This window comes from Streptomyces sp. (assembly GCF_019510245.1).
Lineage (GTDB): Bacteria > Actinomycetota > Actinomycetes > Streptomycetales > Streptomycetaceae > Streptomyces.
The window spans coordinates 13,283-33,926 of sequence record NZ_JAEKKT010000194.1; the positions used below are offsets into that span (position 1 = coordinate 13,283).

The following is a 20,644-nucleotide window of genomic DNA, read 5'->3' on the forward strand; positions in this document are numbered from 1 at the left end:
AAAGGCCCGCCACGTGGCTTGTGGCGGGCCTTCGTCGAATCGGCGTGCGGTGTGTCAGATCGTCGAGAAGCCGTAGTTCAGGAGCTTCGTGGCGTCCGTCGCGAGCTGGGTGATCGAGGAGGAGGCGAGGACGGTGCCGATGACCGTCTTGCCGTTGCGGGTCGCGGCGAAGACCAGGCAGTACTTGGCCTCGGGGCCGGAGCCGGTCTTGATGCCGATGGCGCCGCTGTAGCTGCTGAGCAGCGTGTTGGTGTTGGTCCAGGCGCCCATGGTGCGGGTGGAGCCGGTCTTGGTGATCGTCTTCGCCGTGTACGTCTTCGTCTTGACGACCGTGCGGAAGGTGGAGTTCTTCATCGCGCTGCTGGCGATTTTCGTCAGGTCGCGCGGCGTCGAGTAGTTGTTGCCGTTGCCGATGCCGTCGAAGGAGTCGAAGTGGGTGTGGGTCAGTCCCAGGTTCTTCGCGGCGGTGTTCATCTTGGAGATGAAGTTGGCGACGCGCTTGGCGCGGGTGGTGCCCGAGCCGTACGTGTCTGCGAGCGCGTAGGCGGCGTCGCAGCCGGAGGGCAGCATCAACCCGTAGAGCAGCTGACGGACGGTGACCTTGTCGCCGACGATGAGGTGCGCCTGGGAGGCGTTGTTGGCGACGACGTAGTCGCTGTACGCCTTCTGGATCGTGACCTTCTTGTCGAGATTCAGGTTCGACTGCGCGAGGACGACCTTGGCGGTCATGACCTTCGTCGTCGAACCGGTGGACAGCTTGGTGTCCGCCGCCTTCGTGTACAGCGTCTTCGCGTTCGCGTTGTTCATGATGTAGCCGCCCTTGGCCACGATCGTGGGCGCGGTGACGGCCTGCGCGGGCGCCGCGGTGAGGGCCCCGGTCGCAAGCATCGCGCCGGACGTGACGGCGATGGCGACGGCCTTGCGGAGGCGAGTGCCCTTAATACCGGTAATCAACTGAAATACCCCGAGTCGAGTCGAGTCGTAATGCCCCTGGCGTGCGGCCGAGTTGGGGGTGCCGAAGCGAGTGGGGCCGCACGTGTGTGACACGTAAGTAGCACAGATGGTTGTGCGGCTGCTGAGAGCGATTTACGTCACGTCCGGATGATGGACGCCCGTGCCGCTTGCGTACGTGTTGTATCTAAGCTGTGGGCATGAGCCTGGCCGTCAAGCAGCCCCCCGCCGCCGACCGCGTCTACTCCCATGTCAAGCAGGGCGTCCTGGACCGCCACTACGAAGGCGGCACCCTCCTCACCGAGGGCGAGCTGGCCGACGCCGTGGGCGTCTCCCGCACCCCGGTACGGGAAGCGCTGCTGCGTCTCGAGGTCGAGGGCCTGATCAAGCTCTACCCGAAGAAGGGCGCCATGGTGCTGCCGGTCTCCGCCCAGGAGATCGCCGACGTGGTGGAGACCCGGATGCTGGTGGAGGAGCACGCGGTGCGCAAGGCCGTACCGGCGTCGGCGGTACTGGTGACCCGGCTCCAGGAACTGCTCGACCGGCAGAAGGCCGAGGCGGCCGCCGGTGACCTGGCCGCCGCGGCCGTCACCGACCGCTGCTTCCACGCCACCATCGTCCGCGACGGCGGCAACGAGATCCTCTCCCGCCTCTACGACCAGCTGCGCGACCGTCAGCTGCGGATGGGCGTCGCGATCATGCACGCGCACCCCGACCGCATCGCCAAGTCGCTGACCGAGCACGAGGAGATCCTGGACGCCCTGCGCGCGGGGGATGCCGAGCGCGCGGTCGGTCTCGTGCACCGGCACGTCGACTGGTTCGCGCACCTGGCGCGGGGTGAGGTCCGATGAGCCGGGGCAGCGCCTCCCTGCCCGGTGATCCGCCGGGCGGCCGCCGGGCCGTGGTGGTCTGGGGCACCGGCGTCTCGGTCTACTTCGTCGCCGTCATCTTCCGTACGTCCCTCGGGGTCGCGGGCCTCGACGCCGCCGACCGCTTCCACGTGGGCGCCTCGGCGCTGTCCACGTTCTCGATACTCCAGCTGCTGGTCTACGCCGGCATGCAGATACCCGTCGGCCTGCTGGTCGACCGGCTCGGCACGAAGAAGGTCCTGACCATCGGCGCCGTGCTGTTCACCGCCGGGCAGCTGGGCTTCGCCTTCTCCCCTTCGTACGGCACCGCGCTCGCCTCGCGCGCGCTGCTCGGCTGCGGCGACGCGATGACGTTCATCAGCGTGCTGCGGCTCGGCTCCCGCTGGTTCCCGGCCCGGCGCGGCCCGCTCGTCGCCCAGCTCGCCGGCCTCGTCGGCATGGCGGGCAACCTCGTCTCCACGCTGGTCCTCGCCCGGCTGCTGCACGGCATCGGCTGGACCCCGGCGTTCGCGGGCAGCGCGCTCGCCGGTGCGGTCGTGCTGCTCCTCGTCCTCTTCTTCCTGAAGGACCACCCCGAGGGGTACGAGCCGGCGCCCTTCCCGCATCAGGGGGCAGGCTACGTCCGGAAGCAGATCGCCGCGTCCTGGCGGGAGCCGGGGACCCGGCTGGGCCTGTGGGTGCACTTCACCACCCAGTTCCCGGCGATGGTGTTCCTGCTGCTGTGGGGACTGCCGTTCCTGGTCCAGGCGCAGGGGCTGTCCCGCGCCACGGCCGGTGAACTGCTGACCCTGGTCGTCCTCTCCAACATGGTGATCGGCCTCGTCTACGGCCAGATCATCGCCCGCCACCACACGGCACGGCTGCCGCTGGCGCTCGGCACGGTCGGGGCGACGGCCGTGGTGTGGGCGGCGATGCTGGTGTATCCGGCCGACCGTGCGCCGATGTGGCTGCTGGTGGTGCTGTGCGCGGTGCTCGGCGCGTGCGGGCCGGCGTCGATGATCGGCTTCGACTTCGCGCGGCCCGCCAACCCGCCCGAGCGGCAGGGGACCGCGTCCGGGATCACCAACATGGGTGGTTTCACGGCCTCGATGACGACGTTGTTCGCGGTGGGCGTGCTGTTGGATGCCACCGGCGACGACTACGCGGTGGCCTTCTCGTGCGTGTTCGTGCTCCAGGCGCTGGGGGTCAGCCAGATTCTGCGGCTGCGGGGGCGGGCGGTTCGGCGGGAACGGGAACGGCTGGTGGCCAGCCGGGTGGAGACGGTGCACGTGCCTGCGTGATCTCCACCCACCCGCGCACCGCCCGTTCCCCGTTGGTGGAGAGGCTGGGCGACCTGTGTGTGGGCGGCGGCTTTCCGTGCGTGGGCGGGATTTCTCCCACCCGCTGGTCACGCCGTCGTCGGGACGAGGGTCAGGTAGGCCAGACCCAGCACACCCCGGTACGTCAGCCAGGCCGAGCGGTGGGTGTCCAGGCGGGCTCGGGTCTCCGTCGCGAGGGGGTGACCGGGGTTGGCCGCCAGCCATACCTCCGTGTCCGCCTGGTACGCCGACTCGAACTCCTCCCACTCCTCCAGGCTCGCCGTCTCGATCCACTCCGGGCGGAAGCCGGCGGCCACCGCAAGGTCGGTCAGGGCGGCCAGGTCGTGGTGGTCGGTGACCGAGGCGCCCGGCCACATCCCGGCCAGCTCCGCCTCGGTCGGCGTGCGCTGCCAGAACCCCTCGCCGAGCAGGACGCGCCCGCCGTCGGCCACCAGCCGCCGCAGCTCCCGCAGGGCCGGCACGAGATCGTCGCTCAGCGCCTGGCTCGCCCCGAGGCACAGCACCACGTCGGCCGGGCCCCGGCCGGTGCCCACGGCCGACTCCTCGGCGAACTCCACCCGGCCGGCCAGCCCCCGCGCCCCGGCGGCCCGCCGCCCCCGCTCCAGGTCCGCCGCGTTCACGTCCACTCCGACGCCGTGCGCCCGCGGTACGGCCGCCAGCAGCCGGAGCATCAGCTCGCCCCAGCCGCAGCCGATGTCCAGCACGCTGCCGGGCTGCGTGCCCGCGAGGCGCCGCACCATCGCGGTCGCCCGGGCCTCGGAGAGGGGACCGTGGAAGGTGAGCCGGGTGAGGCGGGGCGGGAGGTCGTCCCGTGGCGCGGTGGCAGAGGTCATGCCGGGAAAGATAGGTCGTGACGGCCGCGGCAGGGCACCGAATTTTCCGGCGCATCCGGCGCCGACCTCTTTCCCGATTCTTACTGCGTGACCGCGAAGTTGCGCAGGATCGCCGACGTCAGCTCCGGTTCGCCCTCCGCCTTCACCCGGTCCGCGACCGCGTCCGGCGTGGTGCGGCCGCAGGCCAGGCGGACGTAGGTCTCCCAGTCGAGGGTGAAGCTGGCGGCGGGGCCGAGGGCGGGGGCCGTTTCGAGGGTGCCGCGGCCCTGGATGTCGACGCGGATGGTGCGCAGGAACTCGATGGGGCCGTGCACGTCGAAGACGATCGCCGAACTGCGCGGTGCGTTCGCTTTCTCGGCGACGACGGCCGGCAGCTCGCCGAGCAGCACGTCACGGGCGACGTGCGCGCCGGGGGAGTCGAGATTGCCGGGGCGGCCGAGGGCGGCCCGCAGGTCCTGCTCGTGCACCCACACGTTGAACGCATGGCCACGCATGGACTCTTCGAGGGTCAGCTCGGTGCCGAGCGGGGCGCGCACCTTGGCGCCCGGGTCCCGCGACTCGTTCCGCAGCTGGCGGTTGCGGCGGATGATCACGTACTCCAGCTCGGAGGTCATCTCCGGCGCCGTGTGGTGGCGGCGGACGTCGACCTGCATCTCCATGTAGCGCTGCTGGTCGTTGGTGACGTGGAAGAGGTCGCGCGGCAGGGTGTGGATGGGGCGCGGGTCGCCGAGCATCTCGCAGTCCAGGCCGATGACATGGGAGACCACGTCCCGCACCGACCAGCCCGGGCACGGTGTCCGCCGGTTCCACTCGCCCTCGACAAGCGGCGTCACCAGCTCGGATATCGCTTCGATGGAGTGGGTCCACGCGTCGGCGTAGGGCTGGAGGGTGGGATGCAGACTCACGGAACGGGACCCCTCGGCGGTCGGTACTCGGGCAGGTGGTGGCGGCGCTGCCAGCGGGAGGTGGCTGCTGTCGGCGGGTGTCTTGAAACGCTAAGTTACGCTGCTGTGAGGCACCCCGGCAGTGCTTTCGTGTGACGATCGTAGGCCCGTGTGGACGGCTCGAATGCCAGGACGGTGGTACTGTGCGCGCTTCTCTCCTCCAGATCGCCGTAGATAAGGGCGAATCGGTCGAATCGCGTCGGCGGCGGGTGACCGCGCTGGTGCGCGAGCAGACGGACGCCGATCTCGTCGTACTGCCCGAGCTGTGGACGACGGGCGCGTTCGCCTACGAGCAGTTCGCCACGGAGGCCGAGCCGCTCGAAGGCCCGACGTACGAGGCCATGGCGAAGGCGGCGAGCGACGCGGGCGTCTGGCTGCACGCAGGCTCGATCCCCGAGCGGGACCCTGACGGCCCCCTCTACAACACGGCTCTCGTCTTCTCCCCCTCCGGTGAGCTTGCCGCGGCCTATCGCAAGATCCACCGCTTCGGCTTCGACAAGGGCGAGGCGGTGCTGATGGGCGCGGGACAGGAACTGGTGACGGTCCGGCTGCCCGGGACCACACTCGGCGTGGCCACCTGCTACGACCTCCGTTTCCCCGAGCTCTTCCGCGGACTCGTCGACGCCGGCGCCGAGACGCTGGTGGTCTCCGCGGGCTGGCCCGAGCGGCGCCGCGCGCACTGGACGCTGCTGGCCCAGGCACGGGCGGTCGAGAACCAGGCGTTCGTGCTCGCGTGTGGAACGGCCGGGACGCACGCCGGAGTTCCGCAGGCCGGTCACTCGATCGTGGTCGACCCGTGGGGCGAGGTGCTGGCCGAGGCGGGCGCCGGCGAGGAGGTCCTCACCGTCGACCTCGACCCGGCCAGGGTCGCGGCGACCCGCGAACAGTTCCCGGCCCTCAAGGACCGCCTCCTCGGCCTGGACGCCCCGCGCCACCGCTAGCCCCTACTCCCCGTCCCGCTCCTTGTCGGCCAGGTGGATCACGCACACCGCGACCGCGATCAGCAGCGCCGGGTCCGCGTCGTCCCGTACGACGTCGACGCCGTAGGTCTCCCGCACGTGCAGCCAGCGCCGGGAGATCACGGCGAGCAGCTCACCGTCGTACTCGACGGCGAACTCCCGGTCGAGGATCTTGCCGCTGACGTCCAGCTCGGTACCCTCGGCCAGCCGGACCCGGTAGTGGTTGCGCAGCAGCGACAGCCGCTTGCGCCGGATGGTGGCCAGGGGCTCGCCCTCGCGTTCGATCACCATGGTGTCGCGCAGGGCGAACATCTTCTGGTGGAAGTCGACGAGCACCCGTCCGTGCCGGTCCTTCAGCTCGAACGTGTCGCGCACCCGCATGGCCTTGCCGTCGACGAGGAAGACCTTGTCGCCGCGCTCGTCCTCGATCCAGTAGTCCTCACCGAAGCCGAGGAGCCGGTCGCGTACCAGGAATCTCATACCCGTACCCCTTCCCGCCCCACCGGCCCGAAACGCCGCCGGTAGTCCGACGGGCTGAGTCCCGTCTCGCGCGGTGGCTCACGCGGATGCGACAACGGGCCGCGCGCTGAGCTGACCGGCAGGGGAGTTCCTTACCTTTGACTCCGCTGTTCGTTCACAGAGCGAGCAACTCTGGGAGGGGACATGCGGCAGGGGGAAATCTGTGCCGATCTCTACCTTCGGCTCTCGCTCGACCGTGAGGGTAAGACCGCCATCGAGCGGCAGGATGCTGACTGCCGGGACTGGGCGGCTCGGCACGGTTTGCTTGTGCGCCAAGTGCACGTCGATCGCGGGAAGTCCGGGTACAGGGATGTGACCCGGAAGGGCTTCGAGGCGGCCAAGCAGGCGGTCACGACTGGTGCCGTGCCGACGCTGATCGTCTGGAAACTGGATCGACTCAGCCGTAAGGGCACGGCCGAGGTCGGGCCTCTCTTGGAAGAGTTCGCCAGGGTCGGCGGGCGTCTGATCTCCGTCATGGACGGACTCGATTCGAGTCGGCATGGAGACAGACTCGCCATGTGCTCGCTGTCGGAGTGGGCCCGCGCCGAGGCGGAGACCCAGGGCAAGCGCATCCGCCACGCCAAGCAGTATCTCCGGGGCCGGGGGCGGTGGATCGGCGGGCAGCCGCCCTACGGGCTTCGCGTCGATGCCGACTCGGGACGCCTGGAGCCTGATCCGGACACCGCGCTGTATGCGCGCCTGATCGCGGACGAAGCCCTTGCGGGACGCCCCCTCGTGCGTATCGCCAGGTTGCTTGACGAGTACGAGATCCCCGCGCCCAGAGGCGGCCTTTGGCAGGTGGGCTCACTGTCACAGTTGCTGAAGGCGCCTGCGTTCGCGGGACTCCTCCCGGAGACGGAGGTGGTCTGGGACGAGGAGCGCGGCTGCCGCAAGTACACCGGTGCCGTCCGTCCTTATCTGGATCCGGAGACCGGAGGCCCTGTGGTGGTCGGCGAGGGGATCGTGACAGTGCAGGAGCAGCGGTGGATCACGCGGGAGCTGGAGTCCAGGACCCGGTTACGGGGCGACGGCCTGAAGCGGCCCGTCCGCGGACCGGCTCACCTGCTGACGGGTCTGCTCCACTGCGGAGTCGAGGGCTGTGGCGTCCGTATGAGCAGGAACGGCACGTCGTACGTGTGCCAGGGAGTCCGCCTCGGACACACCTGCCCGGGAGCACGAGCGATGGCAGCTCCGGTCGAGCATGCGCTGATCGCCGCCTTCTTGGGACGCAACCCGGCACTCGCCGTGGAGTGGGAGCGAAGCGACATTTCCCGGAGACGCGCGCTTCTGGCCGCGGCTGTGGAGGGAGTATGGGTGGCCAAGGCCCCAGGCCGAGGGCACCGGTTCGATCCCGGAAAACGGCTGCGCATCGTCTGGGCTGGTGAGCAGCGCGCGGAATAGCGTGAGAGACGCCTGTGGTTGGCTTGAACCATGGCAAAACGCGTACGTGTCCGTGCCCCCGAGCTGATCGGCAAGGGTGGCTGGATCAACACAGGTGACAGGCAGCTCAGCCTCGCGGAGCTCCGCGGGCGCATCGTAGTTGCCGATTTTTGGACTTTTTGTTGCGTGAACTGCCTGCACGTCCTCGACGAGCTGCGGGAGCTGGAGGAGCGGCACCGGGACACGGTGGTGATCGTCGGGGTGCACTCGCCGAAGTTCGTGCACGAGGCGGAGCACCGGGCGGTCGTCGACGCGGTGGAGCGGTACGGCGTCGAGCACCCGGTGCTGGACGACCCGGAGCTCGCCACCTGGAAGCAGTACGCGGTCCGGGCCTGGCCGACGCTGGTCGTGATCGACCCGGAGGGATACGTCGTCGCCCAGCACGCCGGCGAGGGCCACGCGCACGCCATCGCGCGGCTGGTCGAGGAGCTGGAGGCGGAGCACGAGGCGAAGGGCACCCTGCGCCGGGGCGACGGACCGTACGTGGCGCCGGAGCCCGAGCCGACGGCCCTGCGCTTCCCCGGCAAGGCCCTCCTGCTGCCCTCGGGGAACTTCCTGGTCAGCGACACCACCCGGCACCAGCTGGTGGAGCTGGCGGCGGACGCGGAGACGGTCGTACGGCGGATCGGCACCGGCACGCGCGGTTTCACGGACGGCGGCGCCGACACCGTCTCCTTCAGCGAGCCGCAGGGCCTGGCCCTCCTCGACGACGGCTCGGTGGTCGTCGCCGACACCGTCAACCACGCGCTGCGCCGCCTCGACCCGGCCACCGGTGCGGTGACCACCCTCGCCGGCACCGGCCGGCAGTGGTGGCAGGGCTCCCCGACCTCCGGCCCGGCCCGTGAGATCGACCTGTCCTCCCCCTGGGACGTGGCCGTCTTCGGCGGCAAGGTGTGGATCGCCATGGCCGGCGTGCACCAGTTGTGGGCGTACGACCCGGAGCGCGGGACGGTCGCCGTCGCCGCCGGCACCACCAACGAGGGACTGGTCGACGGGCCGGCGGCCGAGGCCTGGTTCGCGCAGCCGTCCGGCCTCGCGGCCACCGCCGACCGTCTCTGGCTCGCCGACTCCGAGACGAGCGCCCTGCGCTGGGTCGACCTGGAGGGACACGTCCACACCGCGGTGGGGACCGGGCTGTTCGACTTCGGGCATCGCGACGGCGCGGCCGAACAGGCCCTGTTCCAGCATCCGCTGGGTGTGACCGCGCTCCCGGACGGTTCCGTCGCCGTCTCCGACACCTACAACCACGCGCTGCGCCGCTACGACCCCGCGACGGGCGAGGTCACCACGCTGGCCACGGACCTGCGGGAGCCGAGTGGCGCGGTGCTGGCCGGCGAGGACATCGTGGTGGTGGAGTCGGCCCGGCACCGGCTGACCCGGCTGCGGCTGCCCGAGGAGGCGGTCCGGGTGGCGTCGGTCGCCCACCGCACCCAGCGCGCGGCGACCGAGGTCGCTCCCGGCAGGCTCCGGCTCGACGTGGTCTTCCAGGCCCCGGCGGGCCAGAAGCTGGACACCCGCTACGGCCCCTCGACCCGCCTGCTGGTCTCCTCGACCCCGCCTGAGCTGCTGCTCAAGGGCGAGGGCGCGGACACCGACCTGTCGAGGGAGCTGGAACTGAACCCGGCCGTCGAGGAGGGCGTCCTGCACGTCTCGGCGATGGCCGCGTCCTGTGACGACGACGAGGCCACCCAATACCCGGCCTGCCATGTGCACCAGCAGGACTGGGGGGTGCCGGTACGGATCACGGAGGGTGGGGTGAACCGGCTTCCACTCATCCTCGCCGGTATGGATCAGCGCCCCTGAAAGGGGCGCTGGGGGTACCCCCGGCCGAAGGCTGGGGGAGGAACTGCGCGCTCAGCCCCCACGCGCCCGCAGTCAACGCACAACCGGCACACCCCGGCTACCGCCTCCGCGGAACCAACTTGAACACCGCCACCCCGGCCGCCACCAGCGTCGTGGCCGCCACCACCATCGCCATGCTGTTGATCCAGAGCCCGGTGGCGGCCAGGGTCGCCCCGCCCGCACCGGCCGTGCCCGCGCCGATCACTCTGCCGTACATCGCTTTTCTCCTAAGAGGGTTGAGGGGATCTCACGTAGCCACCCACTTCTCCTCGCTGCGGCGCACCAGCCCCCACAGCGAGGTGAAGTAGACGGCGTGCTGGAAGAGGTCGTAGAGCATCTCCGGGATCATCAGCGCGGCGACCAGGACGGCCTTCGGTCCCGCCCGCCGTACGGAGACGGTCTTCTCGACGACGAAGATCAGGCCGATCGCCGTCCAGAACGGCGACAGGCCCGGCCAGCCGTACAGCGAGGAGTACGCGGCCATGTAGGTCAGGTAGATCAGGAAGGAGAGCGCGCCGAAGCCCATCAGGAACTGCTGGACGAAGTAGCGGGCGGTGACCCGGGTCCAGCCGTAGTCGCGGAGGTTCTCCAGTGCGCCGCGCTGCCAGCGCAGCCGCTGGTGCCAGAGTTTGGGGAGGGTCGGCATGACCTCGGTGGTGACCGCGCAGCCGGCCGGGGACATGGCCCGGTAGCCGAGGGTCTTGACCGCCTTGGTCATCTCGTCGTCCTCGGTGAGCGAGGCGAGGCTGTAGTAGCCGGTGCCGCCGCCGAGTTCGCCGGCGCGGCGGGCCGCGCGGACCTCGCGCAGCACGCGGGCGCGGAACATCGTGCCGGTGCCGGTGAGGACCTGGGCCTTGCCGCCGGTGCGCTCCAGTTCCCAGGCGTAGCGGTGGAACTCCATGCGCTGCAGCAGGCCGAGGAGGCCGCCGCCGTCCTCGCCGTAGAAGACGCCGCCGACCGCGCCGACCTTGCGGTTGAAGGTGGCGAGCGCGGTCTCGACGAACCAGGGGTTGAGGACGGTGTCGGCGTCCTGGACCAGGAGCAGGTCCCGGTCGTCCAGGTGCGGCAGCACCCACGCGATGGCCTGGTTGAGGGCACCGGCCTTCTTGTGGGTGTTGCCCTGGGTGGGGAAGACCCGGGCGCCGTGGGCGGCGGCGACGCCGGCCGTGTCGTCGGTGCAGTTGTCGGTGACGACGACGACCAGGTCGGGGCGCCGGGTCTGGTCCCAGAGGCCGTCGATCGCGTCGGCGATACGTTTCTGCTCGTTGTGTGCCGGGATCAGGACGGCGAGTCTCGGTCTGTCGCCCGGTTCCTCGGGCGCGGCGTGGGCACGGCGCGTGGCGTGACGGCGCACGGCTCGGTACCCCCTGTCGTGAAGACCTCGGTGGATCCGGAAGCCGATGCTCCGGACCCGTCAGTGATCGGAAGTCTTCACGAGATCTGTACAACTTCGGTAGTTGAAAGCTGTAACGGATTGCTCACGGTTGCCTGTGATGACCCTGTGGGTGTGGCTGTGTCCGTTACACGCCGTATCCGTCTCCGTATCCGTCACGGTGGTGATGGTGTCGTTCCTCCTCGACCACCGTCGTCGTCGGCGGCACCATGACCCGCCGGCGGCTGGCGATGCTGCTGAACGTGGCGACGCCGATGATGCCGACGGCCATCAGGATCAGGCCGACGACGTCGAGGTTGACGCCGTTCATGTGCCAGTCGGTCGCGAACGTGAGGATGGCCCCCACGGCGATGAGGATGATGCACCCGCCGAGCCCCATGAGTGTTGCCTCCCCTTCAGGTTCGGTGGTTCCGGTGCACACCGGGTACCCAGGGCGGGGCGGGCTATGTCCGACTAGCCCTCCAGGAACGCCACCAGAGCGTTCGCCAGCAGGAACGGGTCGTCGGCGCCGCACAGTTCGCGGGCGCTGTGCATGGAGAGGATCGCCGCGCCGATGTCGACGGTCTGGATACCGTGCCGGGCCGCGGTGATCGGGCCGATCGTGGTGCCGCAGGGCATCGAGTTGTTGGAGACGAAGGTCTGGAAGGGGACCTGGGCCTTCTCGCAGGCGGCGGCGAAGACCGCGCGGCCCGAACCGTCCGTGGCGTAGCGGTTGTTGACGTTGACCTTGAGGATTGGGCCGCCGTTGGCGCGGGGGTGGTGCGTCGGGTCGTGGCGCTCGGCGTAGTTGGGGTGGACGGCGTGGCCCATGTCGGAGGAGAGGCAGACGGTGGCCGCCAGGGCTCTCGCCCGGTCCTCGTACGACCCGCCCCGCGCCAGCACCGAGCGCTCCAGCACGCTGCCGAGCAGCGGACCGTCCGCGCCGGTGTCGGACTGGGAGCCGGTCTCCTCGTGGTCGAAGGCGGCGAGGACGGGGATGCAGGGCAGGTCGGCGCCGCCCGCGGCCACGGCCGCCAGGGCCGCCGTACCGGCGTGCACGGAGAGCAGGTTGTCCAGCCGGGGGCCGGCCATCAGCTCCTGGTCGCGGCCCAGGTAGGCGGGCGGTTCGACGGTGTAGGTCATCAGGTCCCAGCCGGTGACCGAGCCGGCCGGCAGGCCCGACTCCTGTTCCAGGAAGGCGATCAGGTCGCCGTCGCGGATGTCGTCGCCGAGGCCCCAGATGGGCTGGAGGTGGCGCTGCTTGTCGAGCTTGAGGCCTTCGCCGACCGAACGGTCCAGGTGGATGGCGAGTTGCGGCACCCGCAGCAGCGGCCGGGCCACGTCGACGAGGCGGGTGGAGCCGTCGCGCAGGCTGAGCCGGCCGGCCAGGCCGAGGTCGCGGTCGAGCCAGGAGTTCATGAGCGGTCCGCCGTAGATCTCCACGGCGACCTGGCGGAAGCCGTGCGCCCCGGTGTCCGGACGGGGCTTGACCCGCAGGTTCGGGGAGTCGGTGTGGGCGCCGACGATCCGGAACGGCGTGTGCGGTGCGGCGCCCTCCGGGACGTACCAGGCGATGATCGCGCCGCCGCGCAGCACGTACTTGCCGCCGGCCGTGCCGTCCCAGGCGTCCGTCTCGGCGACCTGCCGGAAACCGGCCTTCTCCAGTCGTGCGCCGGCGTTCGCCACGGCGTGGTACGGCGTGGGGGCGGCCGCGAGGAAGGACATCAGGTCGTCGGTGTGGCCGCGATCGAAGCGGGAGGGTTCGCTCATGTGCTTCACCTTAACGACGTACGGTGGCCCGCTCCCCTGTGAAGGAGCGGGCCACCGCGGCGGACTCGGCCGGACGAACGGTCAGAAAGCAGCCTCGTCCAGCTCCATCAGGTCGAGGTCGACGCCGGCCGCGATCTTGCGGGCCAGGGTCACGCCAGGCAGCACGTTGGCCGCGAAGAACTTCGCCGCCGCGATCTTGCCGGTGTAGAACGCCTTGTCCTTGTTCGACGCCGTCTCGAGCTTCTCGGCGGCGATCGCGGCGCCCTTGAGCAGCAGGTAGCCGACGATCACGTCGCCCGAGGCGAGCAGCAGGCGGCTGGTGTTGAGGCCCACCTTGTAGATGTTCTTGACGTCCTGCTCGGTGGCGGCGAGGTCGGTCAGCATCAGGCCGACGATCGCCTCCAGCTCGACGGCGGCCTTCGCGAGGTGCTCGCGGGCGCCCGCCAGCTGCTCGCCGCCGGTGCCGAGCGCCAGGAACTTCTTGATGTCCTCGGCGAGGGAGTTCAGGGCCGCGCCCTGGTTGCGGACGATCTTCCGGAAGAAGAAGTCCTGGCCCTGGATCGCGGTGGTGCCCTCGTACAGGGTGTCGATCTTGGCGTCGCGGATGTACTGCTCGATCGGGTACTCCTGCAGGAAGCCGGAGCCGCCGAAGGTCTGCAGCGACTGGGCGAGCTGCTCGTAGCCCTTCTCGGAGCCGTAGCCCTTGACGATCGGCAGGAGCAGGTCGTTGAGCGCGTGCTCGGCCTTGGCGTCCTCGCCGTTCGCCTCCTTGACCGCGATCGCGTCCTGGATCGACGCGGTGTAGAGGACCAGGGCGCGCATGCCCTCGGCGTACGCCTTCTGCGTGATCAGCGAGCGGCGGACGTCGGGGTGGTGGGTGATGGTGACCTTGGGCGCGGTCTTGTCCATGAAGTTCGCGAGGTCCGGACCCTGGACGCGCTCCTTGGCGTACTCAAGGGCGTTCAGGTAGCCGGTCGACAGGGTCGAGATGGCCTTCGTGCCGACCATCATCCGGGCGAACTCGATGATCCGGAACATCTGGCGGATGCCGTCGTGCTTGTCGCCGATCAGCCAGCCCTTGGCCGGGTGCCGGTCGCCGAAGGTCATCTCGCAGGTGTTGGAGGCCTTCAGGCCCATCTTGTGCTCGACGTTCGTGGCGTAGACGCCGTTGCGCTCGCCCAGCTCGCCGGTCTCGAAGTCGAACAGGTACTTCGGGACGAGGAAGAGGGACAGGCCCTTGGTGCCCGAACCGGCACCCTCGGGGCGCGCCAGCACGTAGTGAAGGATGTTCTCCTCCATGTCGTGCTCACCGGAGGTGATGAAGCGCTTCACGCCCTCGATGTGCCAGGAGCCGTCCTCCTGCTGGACCGCCTTGGTGCGGCCGGCACCGACGTCCGAACCCGCGTCGGGCTCGGTGAGCACCATGGTCGAACCCCAGGTGCGGTCCACGGCGAGCTGCGCCCACTTCTTCTGCTCCTCGGTGCCCTCCTCGAAGAGGATGCGGGCGAACGCCGGGCCGGAGGAGTACATCCACACGGCCGGGTTGGCGCCGAGGACCAGCTCCGCGTACGACCAGATAAGCGACGGGGGAGCGGTCGTGCCGCCGATCTCCTCGGGCAGGCCGAGGCGCCAGTACTCCGAGTCCATGAAGGCCTTGTAGCTCTTCTTGAAGGAGGCGGGGACCGGGGCGGTGTTGGTCTCCGGGTCGAAGACCGGGGGGTTGCGGTCGGCGTCGGCGAAGGACTCGGCGAGTTCGTTCTCGGCGAGCCGGGTCAGCTCCTCCAGGACGCTCTTCGCGGTGTCGGTGTCCATCTCGGCGAACGGGCCGGTGCCGTACAGCTTGTCGCGCCCGAGCACTTCGAACAGGTTGAATTCGATGTCGCGGAGGTTGGACTTGTAGTGCCCCATGGTGACGGCTCCGTATCCGGATCGGCGAGGCACTGAATCCTCGCGCAAGCTTTCACATACCAACGAGTAGTTCCGATGATGCTACCCGTCGGTAATAAGGCGCAACCCCCTCGGGTGAAGTGTGAGAAGGGTCTACCTTCTCGCGGACGCCGCGTGTCTCGGTAGGCTTGCGCGCATGTATGGATACGGCCAGCCCATGGACGGTGGGGCCGCTCAGCAGCAGTACGCCCAGCCGCAGCAGCAGATGCCGGGCGGCTACGGCCAGCAGGCGCCGCTCTATCCCGAGCCGTCCCCGCCGTCCCTCGCGGACGCGGTCCGTGCCTTCACCACCGGTCAGGTGACCGCCGAGGACTTCCAGCAGGTCTTCGCCACGTCCAAGGTCTACTGCCCGCGCGGCGACAACCCCGGGTTCCTGGCCCTGCACAACACGCAGCAGCCGGTGATCCCGATGTTCACCTCGCTGAAGGAGCTGCGCCGGTACGCGGGCAAGGAGTCCAAGTACTTCGTGATCACCGGCGCCGAGGTCATCGACCTCCTGCCGACCGGCTACGGGTTCGTCCTGGACATGGAGGGCGAGCACCGGATGGTCTTCGACGCGAAGGCGGTCGAGCAGATGGTGGAGTTCGCGATGCGGCGGATGTACGGCTAGACGTCGTTGCTCGGCAGACGGCAGACGGCAGACGGCAGACGGCAGACGGCAGACGGCAGTCGCCACAGTGCGGTGCCCGACCCGACGACATGCCGCCCCGCCCCCCTCCGCCGGGGGCGCGTGGCCCCCGCGGCTGGAAATGTGCCGGTCCGGCAGGCAGCGGACACGGCAGACCGGCGGGGGCACGCATGGCGGTGGCACGGAACGTCCTGATCACGGGCGGCTCGGCGGGGATCGGGCGGGCCTGCGTGCAGCGGTTCGCACGCGGCGGCGACCATGTGTGGTTCACCTACCACTCCGGACGTGAACGCGCGGCCCGGCTGGTCGCGGAGCTGGCCGGCACCTGCCGGCACCCGGCACGGGCCTTCGAGTTCCGCCAGGGCGAGTGGCCCGACCACGAGCGGCTGGTCGCGGAGCTGCCCGGACCGGTCGACGTCCTCGTCAACAACGCGGCGGTCGGCTCGAAAACCGTCGGGCACTACGTCCCCGGGCCCGGTCCCACCCAGGACGCGGCGTTCCTGCAGATCAACGCCGTCGGACCGCTCTGGCTCAGTGAACAGCTGCTGCCGGGCATGCGGGCCCGGGGAGGCGGCACGATCGTCAACGTGGCCAGTGTCGGCGGGGGCGTCGCACAGTTCCCCGGCTTCCGGATCGCGGACGGCATGAGCAAGGCCGCCCTCGCATACCTCACCCGCCACCTGGCCGCCGAACTGGTCCACGACCGCATCGACGTGGTCGCCGTCTGCCCGGGCGCCGTCGAGACCCCCATGTTCGAGGCGAGCACCCTGGCCGGCCTCTCCCCGGCCCGTCGCTCGGCCCTCGAATCCGCCCTGCCGCGCGGCCGGCTGATCCGCCCCGAGGAGGTCGCGGAACTGGTGTGGTGGCTGACCGGCCCCGGCGCCGGGCTCCTGCACGGCGCGGTGATCGACGCGTCGATGGGCCTCGGGGTACGCCCAGGGCTGCTGGGCGACCTGACCGAGACCGCCGGAGCCGACCGATGACCCCGGCCTCCCGCACCTCGCGTACCTCCCGCCAGGCGGCCCGGCTGGTCGCCGGTTCACCGGCCATCGCGCAGGCGCACTTCCGCGCGGAGGCATTGCCGTACCACCCGCGGCTGCGTCCCGACGGCTGGCTCAACCTCGGCACCGCGGAGAACCGGCTCGTCCAGGACCTGCACGCGGAGACGCCGCCCCGTCTCCTGACGGCGCGCGACACCCGTTACGCGCCCCTGTACGGCACCCCGGAGCTGCGCGCCCACATCGCACGCCACCTGGCCGACCTGGGTGGCGGGCCGGTCGACCCGGAGGACCTCGTGCTGGTGGCCGGGGCGACGTCGGCGCTCGACGTGGCGGCCACGGCCCTGTGTGACCCGGGCGAGGCGATCGTGGTCCCCACCCCCTGCTACGGCGCCTTCGACACCGACCTCGCGGGCCGCTCCGGCGCTCGGCTGCTGCCTGCCCCGCCGGACGCGCGGGACGGCCACGCACTCTCCGTACCGGCCGTGGACCGGACACTGGCCGAGGCCCGGCGCGACGGCGTGGACGTACGGGCGGTGGCGCTGGCCTCCCCGGCGAACCCGACCGGACAGGTCCATTCGCCCGCAGAACTAAGGGAGTTCGCCGAGGTGGCCGCCCACCACGGCGTGGACGTCGTGGCGGACGAGATCTACGCGGGCTCGGTGTTCGGACCGCGGCCCTTCACCAGCCTGCGCACGGTCGCCCCGGACGCCGCCCGCGTCCACACCGTGTGGGGCTTCGCCAAGGACTTCGGGCTGCCCGGTTTCAAGGCGGGCGTGCTGCACACCACGGACCCCGAGACCCGGGCCGCCGCCCGCGCCCTCGCCTACTTCGCGCCCGTCTCCACCCACACCCAGGCCCACCTGGCGGACCTCCTCGCCGACCCCGCCCGGGTGCGCGACTTCCGCACCGAGAACCGCCGCCGCCTCGGCGCCTCGCACGCCCGCGCCGCGGCCCTGCTGGACGCTTTCGGCATCCCGTACGCCCCCGCGCAGGCGGGCTGCTCGCTCTGGGCCGACCTCGCGGCCTGGCTGCCCCGGCCCGGGTTCGCCGGTGAACACGCGTTGTGGCGGGAGATCCTCGACCGCACCCACGTCAGCATCCTGCCCGGCGCGGCCTTCCACGCCCCGCGCCCCGGCTGGTTCCGCGTGTGCCACTCGCTCGACGCGGCCCTGGTGGAGGAGGCCCTGACCCGGCTCGGCCGGCTGCTCACCCCGAAGGGAGCACCCCATGTCGACGCATCACACCGCGCGGCCGCACCCGCCGGGCCCGCTCGACCGCTGGTATGAGCAGGCGGGCGTACGCACCGGCGTGCGCCGGATGTTCCACGAGGAGACGGAGCGCGGCAGGGTCTTCTTCCCGGCCGGGCTGGTGCCGTACGCCGGCCACGAGGCGGTACGGCGGCTGCCGCCCGAGCGGGTGCGGGAACTGACCGTGCGCCACCTCTACCAGTTCCTGCTGTCGACGACGCACCTGGAGACCCGGGTCGTCAACACGGCCGCCGAGGCGGTGGCGAACGCCAGGACCGGGCTCGACCTGCCGCCGGCGCTGCGTCCGGACGCCTTCAAGGTCTACTGCGACGAGGGCTACCACGCCCTGTACAGCCTCGACCTGGCCGACCAGATCGCCGCCGCTACGGGCATCGCGATACCGGACGAGGACTACGGCGGCTTCGTCGACCGGTTACGGACGTCGGCGCGCCGTGCGTTGCCCGACGCGCCCGCCCTCGCCGCACTGCTCCAGGCGGTCGTCTTCGAGACGCTGATCACCGCTGTGCTGAACGAGGTGCCGGGCGACCCCTCCGTCGTCGGCGTGGTGCGCGACCTGCTGCGCGACCACGCCCGGGACGAGGGTCGGCACCACCGCTTCTTCTCCGCGCTCTTCCGGGAACTGTGGACCCACCTGTCGGCCGCCGACCGGGTCAAGGCCGCCAAGGCTCTGCCCGAGTTGATCCGTACCGCTTTGACCTGGGACCTCGCCCCGGTGCGTACGTCACTGCGGCTGGCCGGCCTCGACGCGGACACCGCCCGCCGGGTCGCCGACGACTGCTGCGCCGCCGGCCCCGACCTCCGCCGCCTGAACGACACCGCCCGCTCGACGCTGCGCCTCTGCGCCGCCGTGGGCGTCTTCGACCTGCCGGGCATGCGCGAGCACTTCGCCGCCCACGGGCTCGGCGACGGCGACGCGGATCCGGCGGCGACGGAGCCCGTGGAACAGGAGACCCAGTGAACCCGACCACCTCCACCACCACCACGACCACGACGGCGGCCCTCACCTATGGCGCCTACCTGCGGCTGCCGCAGCTGCTCGGTCAGCAGGTGCCGCGGGCCGCGGCGGCGCACGACGAGTATCTGTTCATCACCGTCCATCAGGTGCACGAGCTGTGGTTCAAGCAGCTGCTGACCGAGCTGACGGACGCCCGTGACCGGATGCTGGCCGGCGACAGCGCGGTGGCGGTGCGGCGGCTGCGCCGATGCCATGAGATCGAGCGGGTGCTGCTGTCGGCGCTGGAGCTGCTGGACACGATGGCACCGGCCGACTTCCGGGCGTTCCGGGGCGCGCTGGGTTCGGCGAGCGGCGGGCAGTCCGCGCAGTTCCACGAGATCGAGGCGCTCTCGGCCCGTCGGGAGCGGGCCCGGACGATGCGCTGGCTGACCGACGCCGAGCGGGCCCGGCTGGACCGGCGGCTGCTGGAGCCGACCTTGTGGGACGGCTTCCTCGCGGTCCTGGCGGGCCTCCCGCCCGCGGACCGGGCCGCGGCCCTCCGCGGGGAGGGGCCGCGGGGCGACCTGGCGGACGCGCTGCTCGGCCACGACGAAGGGTGGGCGTCGTGGCGGGCCCGGCACGTCCTTGTCGTGGAGCGGCAGATCGGCGGCGGCCGGGGCACGGCGGGCAGTTCGGGGGCCGCGTATCTGCGGTCCCGAAGCGGGAAGCGGTTCTTCCCGGAGCTGTGGGAGGCTCGGGGCACCGTGCTGTGATCCCCTGATGCGCCCGTGAGGTCAGGGCGACGCCCGGAGGGAATGCCCTCCGGGCTTTTCCCGTTAGGGGTGGCAGAAAGTTCAATGCTCAACTAAACTGGGTGCACAAGGAGGAGCCAACATGCCTGCAGTGACCGTCGAGAACCCGCTCACCCTGCCTCGGGTGGCCGCCCCGGCCGACGCCGTGGCCCGTCCCGTGCTCACCGTCACGACCGCGCCGAGCGGTTTCGAGGGTGAGGGTTTCCCGGTCCGCCGGGCGTTCGCGGGGATCAACTACCGCCACCTCGACCCGTTCATCATGATGGACCAGATGGGTGAGGTGGAGTACGCGCCGGGCGAGCCCAAGGGCACCCCCTGGCACCCGCACCGCGGCTTCGAGACCGTCACCTACATCATCGACGGCATCTTCGACCACCAGGACAGCCAGGGCGGCGGCGGCACCATCACCAACGGCGACACCCAGTGGATGACGGCCGGCTCCGGCCTCCTCCACATCGAGGCTCCGCCGGAGTCCCTCGTGGTGTCCGGCGGTCTCTTCCACGGCCTCCAGCTGTGGGTGAACCTCCCCGCCAAGGACAAGATGATGGCGCCGAGGTACCAGGACATCCGCGGCGGCCAGGTGCAGCTGCTGACGACTCCCGACGGCGGTGCGCTGCTGCGCGTCATCGCGGGCGAGCTGGACGGCCACGCCGGCCCCGGCATCACCCACACCCCGATCACGATGATCCACGCGACCGTCGCCCCGGGCGCCGAGGTCACGCTGCCCTGGCGCGAGGACTTCAACGGCCTGGCGTACGTGCTGGCCGGCAAGGGCTCGGTGGGCGCGGAGCGCCGTCCGATCCACCTGGGCCAGACGGCCGTCTTCGGCGCGGGCTCCTCCCTCACCGTCCGCGCGGACGAGAAGCAGGACTCGCACACGCCGGACCTGGAGGTCGTGCTGCTCGGCGGCGAGCCGATCCGTGAGCCGATGGCCCACTACGGCCCGTTCGTCATGAACACCAAGGACGAGCTCATGCAGGCCTTCGAGGACTTCCAGAAGGGCCGCCTCGGCACGATCCCCGCCGTCCACGGCATGACGGAGACCGGCCCGCAGTCCTAACCGACAAAGCCCCCCGAGAGGCCCGCCGCAACCAAGCGCCGGGCCTCCCACGTCCCCCCACCCCCTCACTGACCGAGCCGCCTCCGCCCCACCCTTTTCGCCGACCGAGTCGCCCCCCTTCCTTCGGCTCCGGTCTTTTCGCCGACCGAGTCGCCCCCCTTCCTTCGGCTCCGGCC

Annotated in this window: 20 protein-coding genes; 11 read left to right on the forward strand and 9 right to left on the reverse strand. The window is 70.8% G+C overall.

What is annotated here, in order from left to right; translation table 11 throughout:
- Positions 1-54: 54 nt before the first annotated feature.
- Positions 55-954, reverse strand: a complete 900-nt coding sequence (locus tag JF597_RS39295) for a D-alanyl-D-alanine carboxypeptidase (protein WP_294008155.1) — start codon at positions 952-954, stop codon at positions 55-57.
- Positions 955-1,151: 197 nt separating this feature from the next.
- Between JF597_RS39295 and JF597_RS39300 the strand changes: the two genes are divergently transcribed.
- Together JF597_RS39300 and JF597_RS39305 are read left to right on the forward strand one after the other, a co-directional pair.
- Positions 1,152-1,802 (forward strand): GntR family transcriptional regulator, encoded by a 651-nt coding sequence (locus JF597_RS39300; protein WP_294008156.1) that lies wholly within the window; start codon positions 1,152-1,154, stop codon positions 1,800-1,802.
- On the forward strand, positions 1,799-3,100 hold the full coding sequence (locus tag JF597_RS39305; protein WP_294008158.1) for a nitrate/nitrite transporter: 1,302 nt from the start codon (positions 1,799-1,801) through the stop codon (positions 3,098-3,100). Before JF597_RS39300 ends, JF597_RS39305 begins: the two co-directional genes overlap by 4 nt.
- Positions 3,101-3,207: 107 nt before the next feature.
- Here the strand turns inward: JF597_RS39305 and JF597_RS39310 are convergent, their stop codons facing one another.
- Positions 3,208-3,972, reverse strand: coding sequence for a class I SAM-dependent methyltransferase (locus JF597_RS39310; RefSeq protein WP_294008160.1), 765 nt, complete (start codon positions 3,970-3,972; stop codon positions 3,208-3,210).
- Positions 3,973-4,052: 80 nt separating this feature from the next.
- On the reverse strand, positions 4,053-4,877 hold the full coding sequence (locus JF597_RS39315) for a maleylpyruvate isomerase family mycothiol-dependent enzyme (RefSeq protein ID WP_294008162.1): 825 nt from the start codon (positions 4,875-4,877) through the stop codon (positions 4,053-4,055).
- A 182-nt stretch (positions 4,878-5,059) separates the two neighbouring features.
- Here JF597_RS39315 and JF597_RS39320 point away from each other — a divergent pair, with 182 nt between their 5' ends.
- On the forward strand, positions 5,060-5,857 hold the full coding sequence (locus JF597_RS39320) for a carbon-nitrogen family hydrolase (protein ID WP_294008164.1): 798 nt from the start codon (positions 5,060-5,062) through the stop codon (positions 5,855-5,857).
- 3 nt (positions 5,858-5,860) lie between these two features.
- Here the strand turns inward: JF597_RS39320 and JF597_RS39325 are convergent, their stop codons facing one another.
- Complete coding sequence (locus JF597_RS39325) at positions 5,861-6,355, reverse strand: LURP-one-related family protein (RefSeq protein ID WP_294008166.1); 495 nt, start codon at positions 6,353-6,355, stop codon at positions 5,861-5,863.
- A gap of 183 nt (positions 6,356-6,538) precedes the next feature.
- Here JF597_RS39325 and JF597_RS39330 point away from each other — a divergent pair, with 183 nt between their 5' ends.
- Both JF597_RS39330 and JF597_RS39335 read left to right on the forward strand, forming a co-directional pair.
- Entirely contained in the window at positions 6,539-7,795 is a 1,257-nt protein-coding gene (locus JF597_RS39330) for a recombinase family protein (protein WP_294008167.1), read from the forward strand.
- Between the two features lie 30 nt (positions 7,796-7,825).
- Positions 7,826-9,637, forward strand: a complete 1,812-nt coding sequence (locus JF597_RS39335) for an NHL domain-containing thioredoxin family protein (protein ID WP_294008169.1) — start codon at positions 7,826-7,828, stop codon at positions 9,635-9,637.
- Positions 9,638-9,734: 97 nt separating this feature from the next.
- Here the strand turns inward: JF597_RS39335 and JF597_RS39340 are convergent, their stop codons facing one another.
- From JF597_RS39340 to JF597_RS39360, 5 genes are all read right to left on the reverse strand, one after another.
- Positions 9,735-9,893, reverse strand: coding sequence for a hypothetical protein (locus tag JF597_RS39340; RefSeq protein ID WP_294008171.1), 159 nt, complete (start codon positions 9,891-9,893; stop codon positions 9,735-9,737).
- Positions 9,894-9,923: 30 nt separating this feature from the next.
- Positions 9,924-11,030, reverse strand: coding sequence for a glycosyltransferase family 2 protein (locus JF597_RS39345; RefSeq protein ID WP_294008173.1), 1,107 nt, complete (start codon positions 11,028-11,030; stop codon positions 9,924-9,926).
- A gap of 166 nt (positions 11,031-11,196) precedes the next feature.
- Positions 11,197-11,448 carry a DUF6458 family protein gene (locus JF597_RS39350; RefSeq protein WP_294008175.1) on the reverse strand — a complete coding sequence of 84 codons (252 nt, stop codon included), beginning with the start codon at positions 11,446-11,448 and terminating at the stop codon, positions 11,197-11,199.
- 74 nt (positions 11,449-11,522) lie between these two features.
- Positions 11,523-12,818 (reverse strand): M18 family aminopeptidase, encoded by a 1,296-nt coding sequence (locus JF597_RS39355; RefSeq protein WP_294008177.1) that lies wholly within the window; start codon positions 12,816-12,818, stop codon positions 11,523-11,525.
- An 81-nt stretch (positions 12,819-12,899) separates the two neighbouring features.
- Entirely contained in the window at positions 12,900-14,726 is a 1,827-nt protein-coding gene (locus tag JF597_RS39360; RefSeq protein WP_294008179.1) for an acyl-CoA dehydrogenase, read from the reverse strand.
- 175 nt (positions 14,727-14,901) lie between these two features.
- On the opposite strand from JF597_RS39360, the gene JF597_RS39365 reads away from it, so the two are divergent.
- The 6 genes from JF597_RS39365 to JF597_RS39390 all read left to right on the forward strand — a co-directional run bounded on the left by JF597_RS39365 (position 14,902) and on the right by JF597_RS39390 (position 20,468).
- Positions 14,902-15,375, forward strand: a complete 474-nt coding sequence (locus JF597_RS39365) for an SseB family protein (RefSeq protein ID WP_132888471.1) — start codon at positions 14,902-14,904, stop codon at positions 15,373-15,375.
- Positions 15,376-15,563: 188 nt separating this feature from the next.
- Positions 15,564-16,376, forward strand: a complete 813-nt coding sequence (locus JF597_RS39370; protein ID WP_294008182.1) for an SDR family oxidoreductase — start codon at positions 15,564-15,566, stop codon at positions 16,374-16,376.
- On the forward strand, positions 16,373-17,680 hold the full coding sequence (locus JF597_RS39375; RefSeq protein WP_294008184.1) for an aminotransferase class I/II-fold pyridoxal phosphate-dependent enzyme: 1,308 nt from the start codon (positions 16,373-16,375) through the stop codon (positions 17,678-17,680). The genes JF597_RS39370 and JF597_RS39375 overlap by 4 nt, the downstream gene beginning before the upstream one ends.
- A complete protein-coding gene (locus tag JF597_RS39380) occupies positions 17,622-18,620 on the forward strand; it encodes a diiron oxygenase (protein ID WP_294008186.1) in 999 nt (332 codons plus the stop codon). The genes JF597_RS39375 and JF597_RS39380 overlap by 59 nt, the downstream gene beginning before the upstream one ends.
- The gene (locus JF597_RS39385; protein ID WP_294008188.1) at positions 18,617-19,369 is read left to right on the forward strand and encodes a tryptophan 2,3-dioxygenase family protein; all 753 of its coding nucleotides are present in this window, start codon (positions 18,617-18,619) and stop codon (positions 19,367-19,369) included. The genes JF597_RS39380 and JF597_RS39385 overlap by 4 nt, the downstream gene beginning before the upstream one ends.
- A 121-nt stretch (positions 19,370-19,490) precedes the next feature.
- A complete protein-coding gene (locus JF597_RS39390; protein ID WP_294008190.1) occupies positions 19,491-20,468 on the forward strand; it encodes a pirin family protein in 978 nt (325 codons plus the stop codon).
- Positions 20,469-20,644: the final 176 nt, after the last annotated feature.

Excerpts from the sequence above, each read along its gene's own strand:
- JF597_RS39340 (WP_294008171.1), bottom strand. The coding sequence starts at position 9,893 with ATGTACGGCAGAGTGATCGGCGCGGGCACGGCCGGTGCGGGCGGGGCG.
- JF597_RS39380 (WP_294008186.1), top strand. The coding sequence starts at position 17,622 with ATGTCGACGCATCACACCGCGCGGCCGCACCCGCCGGGCCCGCTCGAC.
- JF597_RS39355 (WP_294008177.1), bottom strand. The coding sequence starts at position 12,818 with ATGAGCGAACCCTCCCGCTTCGATCGCGGCCACACCGACGACCTGATG.
- JF597_RS39360 (WP_294008179.1), bottom strand. The coding sequence starts at position 14,726 with ATGGGGCACTACAAGTCCAACCTCCGCGACATCGAATTCAACCTGTTC.
- JF597_RS39365 (WP_132888471.1), top strand. The coding sequence starts at position 14,902 with ATGTATGGATACGGCCAGCCCATGGACGGTGGGGCCGCTCAGCAGCAG.
- JF597_RS39325 (WP_294008166.1), bottom strand. The coding sequence starts at position 6,355 with ATGAGATTCCTGGTACGCGACCGGCTCCTCGGCTTCGGTGAGGACTAC.
- JF597_RS39310 (WP_294008160.1), bottom strand. The coding sequence starts at position 3,972 with ATGACCTCTGCCACCGCGCCACGGGACGACCTCCCGCCCCGCCTCACC.
- JF597_RS39370 (WP_294008182.1), top strand. The coding sequence starts at position 15,564 with ATGGCGGTGGCACGGAACGTCCTGATCACGGGCGGCTCGGCGGGGATC.
- JF597_RS39330 (WP_294008167.1), top strand. The coding sequence starts at position 6,539 with ATGCGGCAGGGGGAAATCTGTGCCGATCTCTACCTTCGGCTCTCGCTC.
- JF597_RS39350 (WP_294008175.1), bottom strand. The coding sequence starts at position 11,448 with ATGGGGCTCGGCGGGTGCATCATCCTCATCGCCGTGGGGGCCATCCTC.
- JF597_RS39300 (WP_294008156.1), top strand. The coding sequence starts at position 1,152 with ATGAGCCTGGCCGTCAAGCAGCCCCCCGCCGCCGACCGCGTCTACTCC.
- JF597_RS39390 (WP_294008190.1), top strand. The coding sequence starts at position 19,491 with ATGCCTGCAGTGACCGTCGAGAACCCGCTCACCCTGCCTCGGGTGGCC.
- JF597_RS39305 (WP_294008158.1), top strand. The coding sequence starts at position 1,799 with ATGAGCCGGGGCAGCGCCTCCCTGCCCGGTGATCCGCCGGGCGGCCGC.
- JF597_RS39375 (WP_294008184.1), top strand. The coding sequence starts at position 16,373 with ATGACCCCGGCCTCCCGCACCTCGCGTACCTCCCGCCAGGCGGCCCGG.
- JF597_RS39335 (WP_294008169.1), top strand. The coding sequence starts at position 7,826 with ATGGCAAAACGCGTACGTGTCCGTGCCCCCGAGCTGATCGGCAAGGGT.